Source organism: Niveispirillum sp., assembly GCF_017996735.1.
In the GTDB taxonomy this organism is placed as follows: domain Bacteria; phylum Pseudomonadota; class Alphaproteobacteria; order Azospirillales; family Azospirillaceae; genus Niveispirillum.
Map to the genome: position 1 here is coordinate 99283 of NZ_JAGOGJ010000004.1, position 15439 is coordinate 114721.

A 15439-nucleotide genomic window follows, 5' to 3' on the forward strand; every position below is an offset into this window, starting at 1 on the left:
AATGGGATCAGGGCTTGGCCGCGATGGCCAGCAACCCCTGCACCGGCTTGCCGCCCTCATAACGCAGCACCAGGCTGGTGAGTTCCACGGGCGTCAGTCCCGCCGCCGTCAGACAGTCCCGGACATAGGCCGGATCATGGGCATAACGCCCGCCTTCATGCAGCACATAGGGCTTGTCCCCCGCGATCGTCTCCACCGAACCGATCAGCAGGCCACCGGGCCGCAGGCTGTTTCCCGCGCACCGGAAAATATCCTCGAGGTCCCCGAAATAACACAGGACGTCACTGGCGGAGATGACATCAAAACTGGCTGGCCGGGCGATGAGATAGGCCCCCAGTTCAGCCTGATCCAGGGCGGAGTAGAGGCCACGGCGCAGGGCCTGCTGCAGCATGGACAGCGACAGGTCGACACCGGTCAGGGTACGGGCATGGGGGGCAAGATGCGGTGCCGCCAGACCGGTGCCGCAGCCGGCATCCAGAATGTCCTTGTCGCCCTTGCCCGCCCCCAGATGGCGCGACAGGGCCGCCCCTACCGCCTCTGGCACGGCATAACCCAGCGATCCGATCATTTCATCGAAGCGCTTCGCAGAGGCGTCGAATGTCTGGGCGACAAAGGCGTCGCCCGCCCGCGCCGGGGTCGGGCTCTGCCCCAGGGCGGCCAGCGTATGCTGTAACTGCGCCGTTTCGCCCGCGATCTCCCGCCAGGTGTCCAGAAGGGTGGCCAGCGCCGCCTCGTCCCCGGTGCGGCGCAGGTTCGCGGCCACGGCACCCAGTTCGACCTGGGCAACCGCGCTGTCAGGGGCAAGCCGCAACGCCTTCAGGGCCGCGTCCGCCGCCATGTCCAGCCGCCCGACACCACGCCAGGCCAGCGAGATGTTGATATGCAGCGGTGAATTGTTGGGATCCATGGCCAATGCCTGGCCAAAACAGGCGATAGCCTCGTCATACCGCCCTGACTCGGCCAGGGTCAGGCCCAGGTTGGAATGGGTGATGATGATGTCGGGCCGCAGGCGCAACGCCAGTTGGAACTGTTCCACGGCTTCAGCCTGACGCCCCAGCCGGCGCAGCGTCAGGCCCAGATTGCTGGCCGCCTCCGCATAGTCGGGCCGGGCCTTCAACGCGTTGCCGTAATGCTCCGCCGCGATTTCCAGATGACCGGCATCGAAGAACAGGGTGCCCAGATTGTAATAAGCCTCCGCGAACAGCGGTTCGCGTTCCAGCGCGTTCAGGTAATGGCCGGCGGCATCATGCGGCCGGCCCTGCGCCTGGGCCACGGCCCCCTGGTTGAAATGATAGATGGGGTTGTCGGGTTCCAGCGCCGCCGCCGCCGCATAGGCCTGGGCCGCGCCATCGTAATCTTCCAACGTCTCCAGGGCGACACCCAGATCAGCCCGCAGGGTGGCATCACCGGGATCGTCCAGGATGGCCTCACGCAACAGCGCCACCGCCTCGGCATGGTTGCCGGCATCCATCGCCATGCGCCCCTGGTCAGCGGGGCCACCAACGCCAATGGAGATGTCGCTCATGCTTTTTTCCTTCCGCCAGATCACGCCCTGGGCCTCGTTTGGCGGACAAGATAACGGCTTGGAATCACAAAGGATAGGGGGAGCGCGGCCGGATACCGAAAAGCATAGGGCCGGCCATAAAGAGAAAGGCCCGGTCGAAGCTGCCGACCGGGCCCGGAAGTACGGAGAATCTTGAGATGGCGGGAATTCAGACCTGGATATCAACGATCTGGCCGCGTCCGCCCGTCGCCGCCGCCGGCTTCGCCGATCCACCAGACGCCAGCAGGTCTGTCACCTGCTGTGACTGATCGGACGAGGCGCGTACCTGCCCAACCTGAAATTGGCTGCGCGTGTTCAACAAGCCGATGGCCGACGCGTAGCCGGCAGAAGAACTGATGTCCATGATCACGATCCGTGTCTGGTTCCAGCCGCTTCAGTATAGGACGGACGCGACTGGAATCCAAGGCATACCCACTCGTTCGGCGTAATACCGACGATGGGACAGCAGCGGCGGCCCCAAGGGCCGGTTACCCCAGCGTGCTCATGATGGAAAAACAGAGCGCATCACCCTGTGCGTGGATGGTCTTCAACGCATCCTTGGGCAGCGGGATTTTCTTGTCCCGGCAATAGGCCACCATCAGACGCGCCAACTGGTAGCTCTCCACCTCCAGTTCGCTTCGTCCCCCGCCGCCTGCCGACTCACTCTGGATCCGGATGGACGGCGGGGGGCCTTCCACCACCTGGATACGGGTGATACGCCGCGAGGGGTCGAACCCCTCCAGCGGGACGGACTGAAAGACAAGTTTCAATTCGTCATTAGAGAAGATGATATGCCGGATCTCTGTGATCATGGCTTTCTTTCCGTTCCGGGCTCAGCCCGCGCGCTTCTTCTGACGACGACGATAAATGGTGCAGGGATTTATTTCCAGCAAAGCCGCTGCACGGGTGATATTGCCCTGGCACAGGCGGATGGCTTCATCGATGGCCTCTTCCTCCACCTGCCACAGCGGTCGGATGCGCCGTTCGTCGTCGGGCCAGACCTCCGCCGGAGCCGGCCGGGAAGGGGGGGGAGGTACGGGCACCGTGCCGCCGATACCCGGAATGGGCACGCCGGGAATGCCCAAACCCAGGGGGCCAGTCGGCGGCATGGCCAAGCCTGCGAAGGACTGCCCAAGCTGACTGGCCAGCGGCCCGGCAACGGCGGCCCAACGGGGGTCCTGCAGGATGGGCGGCACGATCATGGTCGGCTTGTTCAGGGGCGGCGGCAGCATGAAGGGCCGGATCTCGTCCCCGTCATTCAGCACCACCACATTGCGCACGACATTCAGCAATTGTCGCACATTGCCCGGCCAGGCATAGGTTTGCAGGATGCTCTCGGCCTCGGTCGAGAATCCCTTGAAGGCCTTGCGCTCCTCTTTCCCGTATTTTTCCAGGAAAAATCGGGCGATCAGCAGGATATCGTCCCCGCGTTCGCGCAATGGCGGCAATTCGATGGAGATCACCTGCAGGCGATAGAACAGGTCTTCGCGGAATCGCCCGGCCTGCACCTCGGCATAGGGGTCGCGATTGGTGGCGCAGACGATGCGCACATCCACCGGTTCCAGCTTCTCGCTGCCTACCTTCTTGACCATGCCCGTCTGCAGGAACCGCAGCAGCTTGGCCTGCAGCGACAGGTCCATCTCTCCGATTTCGTCCAGGAACAGGGTGCCGCCATCGGCCTGCAGGGCGGCACCGGCATGGTCGGTGCTGGCCCCGGTGAAGGCACCCTTCACATGGCCGAAAATCTCCGACTCCATCAAATCCTTCGGGATGGCGGCGCAATTGATGGCGATGAACGGGCCGTCGCCCCGGGGACTGCGACGATGGATGGCTTCCGCACACACCTCCTTGCCGGTGCCGCTCTCCCCTGTGATAAAAACCGTCGCCTTTGACGGTGCCGCCGCCTCGATCAGACGATAGGCCGCCTTCATCGGCGGAGAGGCCCCGATGAACCCATAGAACGAATATTCCGTGACGGCGGGTTCCGCCGCCGCCGCTGGCGGTTTGGCGGCACGACCCTTCGCGCCCTTGCCGCCCGCCGCGCCGGTTGCGTCACGCACGGCCGGGGCCTGGGCCAGGACGGCCGTGACAGCGCCGCGCAGCCGGTCGCTGCCCACCGGCAGCAACAGGACATCCGCCGCCCCGGCCCGCATCGCCTCCACCGCCACCTGCACGGACCCTTGCGCCGTCAGCGCGATGGCACGTGGAACAAGCCCGGCCTGGGTAAGATCACGCAGCAGTTCCACCCCGGAACCATCGGTAAGCTGCAGATTGATCAGCAGCAGATCGATTCCGGCACCCACCGCCAAGGCGCGGCGTGCGGCGGCCGCCCCTTCGACCACGGACATGTCGTACCCATCACGCTTCAGCGCACCGACATAGGCGTGCGACAGGGAAGGTGCGGGTTCGACGATCAGGATACGTGCGGCTTGCGTCATGCCAGGATGATTGCATGGGGCGTTGCGTTACGCAACCAGAACCCAGCCGTTTTACATCCTCCTTTGCAAAAGGCAAGAAGGCCTGTATCAATCGATTTCGTTTCCAATGCCGCAATCAAGGGAAACAGCCATTTTTATCCGATGCCGTATATATGGTCTGCATTTTGCTTCAATCTTACCAGATTTGGGGGGTCAGAGATGGTTTCCCCCACTGGATCGGCAGCCCCGCCGCCGTGCCCACTTTTCGGTTCAGGGCGAAGGTGCGGAAACTGACGGCACGGCGACCCGCCCCGGTCGCCGTGCCGATTCTTCATTGTGGAGGAGTGGAACCGCCTCAGGGTTCCGGGTCCTCGTCCCCATAGGGGAAGGACGTATGCTCGCTGGCATGGCTGCCGAAACGCCACACCTTCGGTTCGTCCAGCGTCAGCCGTCCAAGGGCCAACTGGTCCATGATCGCGACGGAGATATCGGCCAGCAGCCGCGCCGCCCAGGGCTTCATGGCCTTCACCCCCACATGCAGGTAGGCGGGGGAATACAGCGTATGGGCGATGCCATCGGCATGCCCCTTGAGGAAAGCCGTCACCAGCCCCGCACATTCGGCCGGTTCAAGCACGGGTTCAATCCCTGGCGCGGCCGCGGCCAGGACCGGATAAAGAAGATGTGACCGGTCGTCCAGGGAAGTGTCGCGCGACAGATTATCGGCCACCCGCGAGAGATAGGCCGCCTTCGCCGCCGGCAGCTCCCGCATAGCCATATCGAGTATCTGCCGATGATGCATGGTCCCACCCGCCGGAATTGCCCGTCACCATCCTGAACAGCCGGACGGGCGGGGGCAATGTGACCAATCGTATGGCTTGCATGCATCTGCAAAAGAAAACGGCTGGGCCACCGTACAAGTGGCCCAGCCGCTTCTCTTACCAGGATGATTACATGAACAGTGCGTTGAACTGACCAGCGTCCATCACACCGATCTGCGTCGAGGTGAAACCAGCCGTCTGAGTGGTGGTCAGGGCAGCAATGTCGCTGGTCTCCATGGCTCCGACCTGAGTGGTCGACAGCGAGGCGATCTGCGTCGTGCTGAGCCCCCGGATGTTGGTGGTCGTGAAGGCGGCAATCTGGGTCGCCGACAACACGGAAATCTGGGTTGTGGTCAAGGCCGCGACGAAGGTGGAAGAGAACCACAGGAACTGCTGCGTATCGGTCAGGGCGGCGACAGCCGTCGTGCTGAAGGCAGAGACCTGTGCAGTGGTCAAGGCCGCCAGTTGGGTGCTGGTCAAGGCCGAGGCCTGCGTACCATTGAGAACCGCGAGGTCCGTCGTCTCGATGCTGCGGATGGCTGTCGTGGACAGCGTAGCCACCTGCGTCGAGGTGATTTCGGCAACCTGCGTGGTGGTCAGCGCCGCAACCTGGGCCGTGGTGAGAGCCACAAGCTGGGTGCTGGTCAGCGCCGCCACATCGGTGGTGCTGATCGACTGGACCTGTGAGGTCGTCAGGGCTGAGACCTGCTGTGCCGTCAGCGCCCCGATCTGGGTGGTCGTAAATACCGCCAGATCAGTGCTTTCAAGGGCCCGAACCTGGGTGGTGGTCATGGCCGCGATTTGCGTCGTGGTCAGAACATCGACCTGGGTCGTGGTCAGACCCGCGATCTGGGTCGTGGTCAGAACCCGGAACTGGGCCGACGTCAGGGCAGCCAGATCGGTCGCTTCCAAGGCGCTGAACTGCGTGCTGGTCAGGGCCGCGATCTGGGTCGTGGTCAGCGAGGCAATCTGCGTCGTGGAGAACTCGATCAGGTCCGTCGTTTCGATGGCCCGGACCTGCGCCGTGGTCAGCGTCACCAACTGCGTGCTGGTCAACACGCTGATCTGGGTCGTGGACAGAGCCGCCACCTGGGTGGTGTTCAGGCCACGGATCTGCGTGGTGCCCAACTGTGCCACCTGCGTGCTGGTCATCTCACCCAACTGGGTGGTGGTCAGCGCATTCACCTGCGTGGTGGTCAGGGACACAAGCTGGGTGCTGTTCAGGGCCGCCAGATCGGTGGTGTTGATCGCCTGGATCTGCGCGGTGGTAAGCGAAGAAACCTGCGAAGCCGTCAGAGCCCCGATCTGGGTGGTGGAGAAGACGGCCAGGTCGGTGCTTTCGATGGCCCGGATCTGGGTCGTGGTCATGGCCGCGATCTGGGTGCTGGTCAGCACATCGACCTGGGTCGTGGTCAGACCCGCGATCTGGGTCGTGGTCAGCACCCGGAACTGGGCCGTGGTCAGGGCGGCCAGATCGGTTGCCTCAATGGCGCTGAACTGCGTGCTGGTCAGGGCCACAATCTGGGTCGTGGTCAGCGAAGCAATCTGCGTCGTGGAGAACTCGATCAGGTCCGTCGTTTCGATCGCCTGGATCTGCGCCGTGGTCAGGGCGACCAACTGCGTGCTGGTCAACACGCTGACCTGGGTCGTGGACAGTGCGGCCACCTGGGTGGTGCTCAGGCCACGGACCTGGGTCGTGCCCAACTGGGCAACCTGCGTGCTGGTCAGTTCACCCAACTGGGTCGTGGTCAGCGCATTCACCTGGGCCGTCGTCAGGGCCACAAGCTGGGTGCTGTTCAGGGCCGCCAGGTCGGTGGTGTTGATGGCCTGGATCTGCGCGGTGGTCAGCGAAGAAACCTGCGAAGCCGTCAGAGCCCCGATCTGGGTGGTGGAGAAGACGGCCAGGTCGGTGCTTTCGATGGCACGGATCTGGGTGGTGGTCATGGCCGCGACCTGGGTGCTGGTCAGCATATCGACCTGCGTCGTGGTCAGACCGGCGATCTGGGTCGTGGTCAGCACCCGGAACTGGGCCGTGGTCAGGGCGGCCAGATCGGTTGCCTCAATAGCGCTGAACTGCGTGCTGGTCAGAGCCACGATCTGCGTCGTGGTCAGCGAGGAAATCTGCGTCGTGGAGAATTCGATCAGGTCCGTCGTTTCGATGGCCCGGATCTGCGCCGTGCTCAACGCCACCAACTGCGTGCTGGTCAACACGCTGACCTGGGTCGTGGACAGCGCCGCCACCTGGGTGGTGGTCAGGCCACGGATCTGCGTGGTGCCCAACTGGGCAACCTGCGTGCTGGTCAGTTCACCCAACTGGGTGGTGGTCAGCGCGCCAACCTGGGTCGTCGTCAGGGCCACAAGCTGCGTGCTGTTCAGGGCCGCCAGATCGGTGGTGTTGATCGCCACGATCTGCGTCGAGGTCAACGCGGAAACCTGGGCTGCCGTCAGCGCCCCGATCTGGGTGGTGGAGAAGACTGCCAGGTCGGTGCTTTCGATGGCGCGGACCTGGGTCGTGGTCATGGAAGCGATCTGGGTCGTGGTCAGAACATCGACCTGGGTCGTGGTCAGACCCGCGATCTGCGTCGATGTCAGGGCACGGAACTGGGCGGTGGTCAATGCCGCCACGTCAGTGGCCTCGATGGCGCCGAACTGCGTGCTGGTCAGGGCCACGATCTGCGTCGTGGTCAGCGAGGAAATCTGCGTCGTGGAGAACTCGATCAGGTCCGTCGTTTCGATGGCCTGGATCTGCGCGGTGCTCAACGCCACCAACTGTGTGCTGGTCAACACGCTGACCTGGGTCGTGGACAGCGCCGCCACCTGGGTGGTGGTCAGGCCACGCACCTGCGTGGTGCCCAACTGGGCCACCTGCGTGCTGGTCAGTTCACCCAACTGGGTGGTGGTCAGCGCGCCAACCTGCGTGGTGGTCAGGGCCACAAGCTGCGTGCTGCTCAGGGCCGCCAGATCGGTGGTGTTGATGGCCACGATCTGCGTCGTGGTCAGCGCGGAAACCTGGGCTGCCGTCAGAGCGCCAATCTGCGTCGTGGAGAACACGGCCAGATCGGTGCTTTCGATGGCACGGACCTGGGTCGTGGTCAGCGAGGCGATCTGGGTGCTGGTCAGCACATCGACCTGGGTCGTTGTCAGACCCGCGATCTGCGTCGTCGTCAGGGCACGGAACTGAGCGGTGGTCAGCGCCGCCACGTCGGTAGCCTCGATGGCGCCGAACTGCGTGCTGGTCAGGGCCACGATCTGCGTCGTGGTCAGCGAGGAAATCTGCGTCGTCGAGAACTCGATCAGGTCCGTCGTTTCGATGGCGCGGATCTGAGCGGTGGTCAATGCCACCAACTGTGTGCTGGTCAACACGCTGACCTGGGTCGTGGACAAGGCCGCGATCTGGGTGGTGGTCAGGCCACGAACCTGCGTGGTGCCCAACTGGGCAACCTGCGTGCTGGTCAGTTCATCCAACTGGGTCGTGGTCAGCGCGGCAACCTGCGTGGTGGTCAGGGCCACAAGCTGCGTGCTGCTCAGGGCCGCCAGATCAGTGGTGTTGATGGCCACGATCTGCGTCGTGGTCAGCGCGGAAACCTGCGTCGCCGTCAGCGCCCCAATCTGGGTCGTGGAGAACACGGCCAGGTCGGTGCTTTCGATCGCCCGGACCTGGGTCGTGGTCATGGCCGCAATCTGGGTCGTCGTCAGCACATCGATCTGGGTCGTCGTCAGACCCGCGATCTGTGTCGTGGTCAGTACCCGGAACTGGGCGGACGTCAGAGCGGCCAGATCGGTGGCCTCGATGGCGCCGAACTGCGTGCTGGTCAGGGCCACGATCTGGGTCGTGGTCAGCGAGGCAATCTGCGTCGTCGAGAACTCGATCAGGTCCGTCGTTTCGATCGCCTGGATCTGCGCGGTGCTCAGCGCCACCAACTGCGTGCTGGTCAAGACACTGATCTGGGTCGTGGACAGCGCGGCCACCTGGGTGGTGCTCAGGCCACGGACCTGCGTCGTGCCCAACTGGGCCACCTGCGTGCTGGTCAGTTCACCCAACTGAGTGGTGGTCAGCGAGGAAACCTGCGTGGTGGTCAGGGCCAGAAGCTGCGTGCTGCTCAGGGCCGCCAGATCGGTGGTGTTGATCGCCTGGATCTGCGCCGTGCTCAGCGAGGAAACCTGCGAAGCCGTCAGCGCCCCAATCTGCGTCGTGGAGAACACAGCCAGATCGGTCGTCTCCAAACCACGCAACTGGGTCGTGGTCATGGCCGCGATCTGCGTGGTCGTCAGCACGTTGACCTGGGTTGTGGTCAGGCCGGCGATCTGGGTCGTGGTCAGCACCCGGAACTGGGCGGACGTCAAGGCGGCAAGATCGGTGGCCTCGATGGCGCTGAACTGCGTGCTGGTCAGGGCCGCAATCTGGGTCGTGGTCAGCGAGGCAATCTGCGTCGTCGAGAACTCGATCAGGTCCGTCGTTTCGATCGCCTGGATCTGCGCGGTGCTCAGCGCCACCAACTGCGTGCTGGTCAAGACACTGATCTGGGTCGTGGACAGGGCTGCAATCTGGGTGGTGTTCAGGCCGCGGACCTGCGTCGTGCCCAACTGGGCCACCTGTGTGCTGGTCAACTCACCCAACTGGGTGGTGGTCAGCGCATTCACCTGCGTGGTGGTCAGGGCCACAAGCTGCGTGCTGCTCAGGGCCGCCAGATCGGTGGTGTTAATCGCCTGGATCTGCGCGGTGCTCAGCGAGGAAACCTGCGAAGCCGTCAGCGCGCCGATCTGCGTCGTGGAGAACACGGCCAGATCGGTCGTCTCCAAACCACGCAACTGGGTCGTGGTCATGGCCGCGATCTGCGTGGTCGTCAGCACATCGATCTGGGTCGTGGTCAGACCTGCGATCTGGGTCGTGGTCAGCACCCGGAACTGGGCCGTGGTCAGGGCGGCCAGGTCGGTCGCCTCCATGGCGCCGAACTGCGTGCTGGTCAGGGCCACGATCTGGGTCGTGGTCAGCGAGGAAATCTGCGTCGTCGAGAACTCGATCAGGTCCGTCGTTTCGATGGCCTGGATCTGCGCCGTGGTCAGAGCCACCAACTGCGTGCTGGTCAGCACACTGATCTGGGTCGTGGACAGGGCCGCGATCTGGGTGGTGTTCAGGCCACGGACCTGCGTCGTGCCCAACTGGGCAACCTGCGTGCTGGTCAACTCACCCAACTGGGTGGTGGTCAGCGCATTCACCTGCGTGGTGGTCAGGGCCACAAGCTGCGTGCTGCTCAGGGCCGCCAGATCGGTGGTGTTAATCGCCTGGATCTGCGCCGTGCTCAGCGCGGAAACCTGCGAAGCCGTCAGCGCGCCGATCTGCGTCGTGGAGAACACGGCCAGATCGGTGCTTTCGATGGCACGGATCTGAGTCGTGGTCATGGACGCAATCTGGGTGGTCGTCAGCACATCCACCTGGGTGGTGGTCAGGCCGGCAATCTGCGTCGTGGTCAGGGCGCGGAACTGGGCGGACGTCAGGGCCGCAATGTCGGTCGCTTCAATGGCGCCGAACTGCGTGCTGGTCAGGGCCACGATCTGCGTCGTGGTCAGCGAGGAAATCTGCGTCGTCGAGAATTCGATCAGGTCCGTCGTTTCGATGGCCTGGATCTGCGCGGTGGTCAGGGCGACCAACTGCGTGCTGGTCAGCACACTGACCTGGGTCGTGGACAAGGCCGCGATCTGGGTGGTGGTCAGGCCACGCACCTGCGTGGTGCCCAACTGGGCAACCTGCGTGCTGGTCAGTTCACCCAACTGGGTGGTGGTCAGCGCGCCAACCTGGGTGGTGGTCAGGGCCACAAGCTGCGTGCTGCTCAGGGCCGCCAGATCGGTGGTGTTGATCGCCGCCATCTGCGTCGTGGTCAGCGAGGAAACCTGCGTCGCCGTCAGCGCCCCGATCTGGGTGGTCGAAAACACGGCAAGATCCGTGCTTTCGATGGCACGGATCTGGGTGGTGGTCATGGCCGCGATCTGGGTCGTCGTCAGCACATCGATCTGGGTGGTGGTCAGACCCGCGATCTGCGTCGTGGTCAGCACCCGGAACTGGGCCGATGTCAGAGCCGCCAGATCGGTCACTTCAATAGCGCTGAATTGCGTGCTGGTCAGGGCCACGATCTGGGTCGTGGTCAACGACGCGATCTGCGTCGTCGAGAATTCAATCAGGTCGGTCGTTTCGATCGCCCGAACCTGCGCCGTGCTCAGCGACACCAATTGTGCTGTCGTCAGAGCCGCAACCTGGGTGGTCGTGAGCGCCGCGATGAAGGTGGTGGTCAGGCCACGCACCGATGTCGTTGAAAGGCCCGCGACCTGCGTCGTCGTCAGAGCTTCGAACTGGGTGGTCGACAGCCCGACAATGTTGGTCGTGCTGATCGCGTTCAATTGCGTGGTCGCAAGAGCAGCGACGGCGGTGGTCGACAAACCGCTGATCTGCGTCGTACCAAGTCCACCAACCTGCGTGGTGGAGAGAACCGCGACCTGCGTGGATTCCAACGCACCGGTCTGGGTTGAGGACAATTGCCTCAGATCTGTTGTACTCCACGATGCGATCGTCGTCGTGGTCAGCTGCGCGATCTGCGTGGACGTGAGGAACGAGATGATCGACATGGCGGACTCCAGAGTCATAAATCTAGTGGACGGTAAGGTTGATCATCCCTGCCCGGAAGATCACTACCCTTGTCACGTCTCTGCTGGTTAACCTTGCAAGGCTTGTGCCAGTTTAACGTGAACACCCACAAGAATCTGGAGCCGAGTACCGGAAAAGTACACAACCAAGGAGTCGCGCAGAAGCGACGCCAGGATGGCCGAGTTCGTTCCCCTTTTGGTATAGGCACCCAAATTTTTTGGGTCATTCCGGATACAATACCGATCCAAAGAATGAGTCAAGCCACATTCGACGTACCTCACGCTCACCGGACGGATTCAATAGGCTCCAACCACATGGTTAACACCTAAGTGGTATGCCCTTGGCCATTCATGCCGGTCGGAGGCGGCGATTTTACGGCGGGGACGCGGTTTTTTGTCGTGTGATCGGAAGAATCGCATTACGTTCCGGACTTCAGACGGACCCCTACTTGCCGATGGACGTAGCGATTGTCCCCTTATATGACCGCGTTGCGGTGCCTTTTCCTGATTGCCTTGCACCATGGCGTGCAGTTGGCGCCGGATGAGCTGCCCCAGGAAAGCCAGGGCGATCACGTCACCGGTGTGCTGAAGGCCATGCGCTCGGCCGGGCTGAAGGGCCGCCGTGTGCGCATGACCTGGAAGTCGGCCTGCCAGCTAGGCAGCGCTTACCCGGCAATTGCGATCATGAAGGATGGTAACTGGGTAATCCTTGCCTATGCACTTCCTGCCGAGGGCGGGATCATGCATGCCGCCGTCCTCGACCCGCGGCACGAAGCAGAGGGCATCCGCTTCGTGCCGGAAAGCGAGTTCGTGGCCAACTGGACGGGGGAGGTCATCCTCTCCAAGCGCGTCTGGGCCCTGATGGACGAAAACCAGCCGTTTGGGTTTAGCTGGTTCTTCCCCGAGATCCTGCGGAACGTGAAGTTCTTCCGCGGTGTCGCGATCGCCGCCTTGATGGCCAACCTGATCGGGCTGTTCATGCCCATGATGTTTCAGGTGCTTGTCGACAAGGTTGTGCCCCATCACAGCTACCAGACGCTGTTCGTTATCGTCATCCTTTATGTCGTCCTGACATTGTTCGACGGATTCTTCGGCTATGTGCGCCAGAATCTGATGATCCTGGCGTCGAACAAGATCGACGCGAAGCTGACATCCCGCACCTTCGAGCATCTTCTGTCACTGCCGCTGCATTTCTTCGAGCGAAACAGCGCCGGCGTTCTGACGCGCCACATGCAGCAAACCGAGAAGCTGCGCCATTTCCTGACCGGCCGGCTGTTCCAGGTGTTTCTGGATGCCATCACGCTTCCCATCCTGCTGATGCTGCTATTCTTATATAGCGGGCTGCTGATGGCGGTTGTGCTGGGCTTCTCCCTGGCGATTGCCGGGATCATCGGTCTGATGGTGCCGATATTCCGCCGCGAACTGGGCCGGCTGTACGAAACGGAGGCCGGCCGCCAGGCGCACCTTGTGGAGACCCTGCATTCCATGCGTGCCGTGAAGTCGCTGGTGCTGGAGAACAGCCGCCAGCGGTCCTGGGACCAGAAGGTCGCGCAGGCGGTCCGCCGGCACGCGGCCGTCGGCCGCATCGGCGTGCTGGGCGGGGTGCTGACCACGGGGTTGGAAAAGATCATGCAGATCAGCGTGCTTGCCATCGGCGCCGTCCAGGTGTTCGACGGGCATATGTCGTTGGGTGCGCTGATCGCTTTTAATATGTTGTCGGGCCGCGTCACGGGCCCCTTGCTGCAGATGGTGGCCCTGATCAACGAGTATCAGGAGGCCGACCTGTCAGTCCGGATGCTGGGCAATGTCATGAACAGCGAGCCGGAGCGCAGCGGCCACAGCCGGCAGTCGCGGCCGCTGATCACCGGTCAGATGACCTTCGATGAGGTCACCTTCCGCTACAATCCCGGCGCCACCCCGGCGCTCAACCGCGTTTCCTTCGATATCCAGGAAGGACAGGTGGTTGGTGTCGTCGGTCGGTCCGGATCGGGCAAGACCACCATCACACGTATGGTGCAGTCAATCCACCTGCCGCAGGAAGGCCTGATCAAGCTGGATGGCGTCGATCTGCGTCATATCGACCTGAACCATCTGCGCAAATCCATCGGCGTGGTGTTGCAGGACAATCTGCTTTTCCGCGGCACGATCCGGGAAAACATCGCTGCCGCGCGGCCGGATGCCCCCCTGCAGGATATCCTGCAGGCGGCCCAGATGGCCGGCGCCGACGAGTTTATCGACCGGCTGCCCATGTCCTATGATACGATGGTCGAGGAAAATGCCTCCAACTTCTCTGGCGGGCAACGGCAGCGTATCGCCATTGCCCGCGCCCTGATCACCCAACCACGCCTGCTGATCTTCGACGAGGCGACAAGCGCCCTGGATCCGGACAGCGAAGCCATCGTCCAGCGCAACCTGACCCGCATTGCCCAGGGCCGCACCATGATCATCGTCTCGCACCGGCTGTCCTCGCTGGTGCAGGCCGACAAGATCATCGTGCTGGAACAGGGCAGGCTGATCGACTGCGCTCCCCATTCCACCCTGCTGCAACGCTGCGACATCTACCGGCACCTATGGGAAACCCAGACAAAGCACATCCATTGATGCGGCCCTTCCGGGACCTTCGGGCGCGGTGGCGGCGGTTCGTCGGCACGCCGGTGCCACGCATGCCCGTGGCACCGGAGGCGCTGGAGTTCCAGACGGAACTGGAGATCATCGTCCGCGAGCCGCCGCCGCCCATATTGGGGGCGCCGCATCTGATCGCCGTTGGCATGCTTGTCCTCATCGCCATCATCGCCTGCTTCGTGCAGGTGGACAAGATCGTGGTGGCGCCCGGCAGGCTGGTCACCCAGGCGCCGTCCATCCTGCTGCAGCCCATCGAACGGGCGGTGGTCCGGGAGGTGCGGGTGCGGCCGGGCGATGTCGTGCGCAAGGGACAGGTTCTGGCCACGCTGGACCCCACCTTCGCGCAGGCCGATCGCGCTGCCCTGTCGTCCCGGCAGCGCAGCCTGTTCGCACAGCTTCAGAGGCTGGAACTGGAAGCCGCCGGCAAACCCGTGCCGGACAGCATGGCTGCGGATCCGGACCCGGACATCACGCTGCAGACCAGCCTGATGCGCCAGCGCAAGGCCCAGTATAATTCGCGTCTCGCCAGCTTGGATGGCGACATTGCCAGTCTTGAAGCCTCGCTGCGTTCCACCCTTGACGAGCAGAAGGCGTTGACGGAACAGCTTACCGTCTATCGCGACGTAGAGAATGTGCGTGCGCAGCTTTACAAGGCACAGACCGGTTCGCGCCTGCAGCTCCTGGAGTCACAGGCGGCCCGCATGGAGGCGGAGCGGACCCTGCAGACCATGGGCAACCGGCTGGGGGAACTGCGCGCCACGATCGGCGCACGCCGGGCGGAACGGCAGAACTTCATCGATGACTGGCAGCGCCAGTTGCTGGAATTGCTTGTCACCACCCGGCACGAGGCAAGCCAGGTTGATGAGGAGCTGGCCAAGGCCGTGCGCCGCAATGACCTGGTCGAACTGTCGGCCCCGGCCGACGCCGTGGTTCAGGAGGTGGCCCGTATGTCCGCAGGCGCCGTCGCCCGCGAGGCGGAGGCCCTGATCACGCTGGTCGCCCTTGACACGCCGCTGGTGGCCGATGTCACCATCAGTTCCAGCGACATCGGCTATGTGAAGGCCGGGGATCCGGTCGAGGTCAAGGTCGATCCATTTCCGTTCCAGCGCCACGGCATGCTGAAGGGGACGCTTCGTTCCGTCAGCCGCGAAAGCTTTGCGCCGGGAACCATCGAACAATCCGACGCACTGCGATCGCCCATTGTGTCGGCCAGTTATGTCCACCGTGCCCAGGTCGATCTGCTTTCGACACAGTTGGACCGCATGCCGGCGGGGACCATGTTGACGGCCGGCATGTCGATACAGGCGGAAATCAAGGTCGGCAGCCGCAGCCTGATGAGCTATTTCCTTTATCCCATCCTGCGCGGCCTGGACGAGGCCTTGCACGAACCGTGATAGGACAGC

8 protein-coding genes are annotated in these 15439 nt (G+C 63.4%); 2 read left to right on the forward strand and 6 right to left on the reverse strand.

Going from position 1 to position 15439, the window contains the following annotated elements; all coding sequences use genetic code 11:
- Positions 1 to 7 precede the first annotated feature (7 nt).
- The 6 genes from KBA48_RS03110 to KBA48_RS03135 all read right to left on the reverse strand — a co-directional run bounded on the left by KBA48_RS03110 (position 8) and on the right by KBA48_RS03135 (position 11396).
- Positions 8 to 1525: a tetratricopeptide repeat protein gene (locus KBA48_RS03110; RefSeq protein WP_292903522.1), complete on the reverse strand. Its 1518-nt coding sequence runs from the start codon at positions 1523 to 1525 to the stop codon at positions 8 to 10.
- A gap of 187 nt (positions 1526 to 1712) precedes the next feature.
- Positions 1713 to 1907 (reverse strand): hypothetical protein, encoded by a 195-nt coding sequence (locus tag KBA48_RS03115; protein ID WP_292903523.1) that lies wholly within the window; start codon positions 1905 to 1907, stop codon positions 1713 to 1715.
- Positions 1908 to 2031: 124 nt separating this feature from the next.
- Positions 2032 to 2355 (reverse strand): hypothetical protein, encoded by a 324-nt coding sequence (locus tag KBA48_RS03120; protein ID WP_292903524.1) that lies wholly within the window; start codon positions 2353 to 2355, stop codon positions 2032 to 2034.
- A 21-nt stretch (positions 2356 to 2376) separates the two neighbouring features.
- Positions 2377 to 3981 carry a sigma-54 dependent transcriptional regulator gene (locus tag KBA48_RS03125; protein WP_292903525.1) on the reverse strand — a complete coding sequence of 535 codons (1605 nt, stop codon included), beginning with the start codon at positions 3979 to 3981 and terminating at the stop codon, positions 2377 to 2379.
- 334 nt (positions 3982 to 4315) lie between these two features.
- Entirely contained in the window at positions 4316 to 4735 is a 420-nt protein-coding gene (locus KBA48_RS03130) for a hypothetical protein (protein WP_292903526.1), read from the reverse strand.
- A 172-nt stretch (positions 4736 to 4907) separates the two neighbouring features.
- Positions 4908 to 11396, reverse strand: a complete 6489-nt coding sequence (locus tag KBA48_RS03135) for a hypothetical protein (protein WP_292903527.1) — start codon at positions 11394 to 11396, stop codon at positions 4908 to 4910.
- 486 nt (positions 11397 to 11882) lie between these two features.
- On the opposite strand from KBA48_RS03135, the gene KBA48_RS03140 reads away from it, so the two are divergent.
- Together KBA48_RS03140 and KBA48_RS03145 are read left to right on the forward strand one after the other, a co-directional pair.
- Positions 11883 to 14015, forward strand: coding sequence for a peptidase domain-containing ABC transporter (locus KBA48_RS03140; protein WP_292903528.1), 2133 nt, complete (start codon positions 11883 to 11885; stop codon positions 14013 to 14015).
- The gene (locus KBA48_RS03145; RefSeq protein WP_292903529.1) at positions 14015 to 15430 is read left to right on the forward strand and encodes an HlyD family type I secretion periplasmic adaptor subunit; all 1416 of its coding nucleotides are present in this window, start codon (positions 14015 to 14017) and stop codon (positions 15428 to 15430) included. Before KBA48_RS03140 ends, KBA48_RS03145 begins: the two co-directional genes overlap by 1 nt.
- Positions 15431 to 15439 lie beyond the last annotated feature (9 nt).

Bases quoted from the DNA above. Each gene is read 5' to 3' on its own strand.
- KBA48_RS03125 (WP_292903525.1), bottom strand. From the start codon at position 3,981: ATGACGCAAGCCGCACGTATCCTGATCGTCGAACCCGCACCTTCCCTG.
- KBA48_RS03135 (WP_292903527.1), bottom strand. From the start codon at position 11,396: ATGTCGATCATCTCGTTCCTCACGTCCACGCAGATCGCGCAGCTGACC.
- KBA48_RS03120 (WP_292903524.1), bottom strand. From the start codon at position 2,355: ATGATCACAGAGATCCGGCATATCATCTTCTCTAATGACGAATTGAAA.
- KBA48_RS03130 (WP_292903526.1), bottom strand. From the start codon at position 4,735: ATGGCTATGCGGGAGCTGCCGGCGGCGAAGGCGGCCTATCTCTCGCGG.
- KBA48_RS03115 (WP_292903523.1), bottom strand. From the start codon at position 1,907: ATGGACATCAGTTCTTCTGCCGGCTACGCGTCGGCCATCGGCTTGTTG.
- KBA48_RS03110 (WP_292903522.1), bottom strand. From the start codon at position 1,525: ATGAGCGACATCTCCATTGGCGTTGGTGGCCCCGCTGACCAGGGGCGC.
- KBA48_RS03145 (WP_292903529.1), top strand. From the start codon at position 14,015: ATGCGGCCCTTCCGGGACCTTCGGGCGCGGTGGCGGCGGTTCGTCGGC.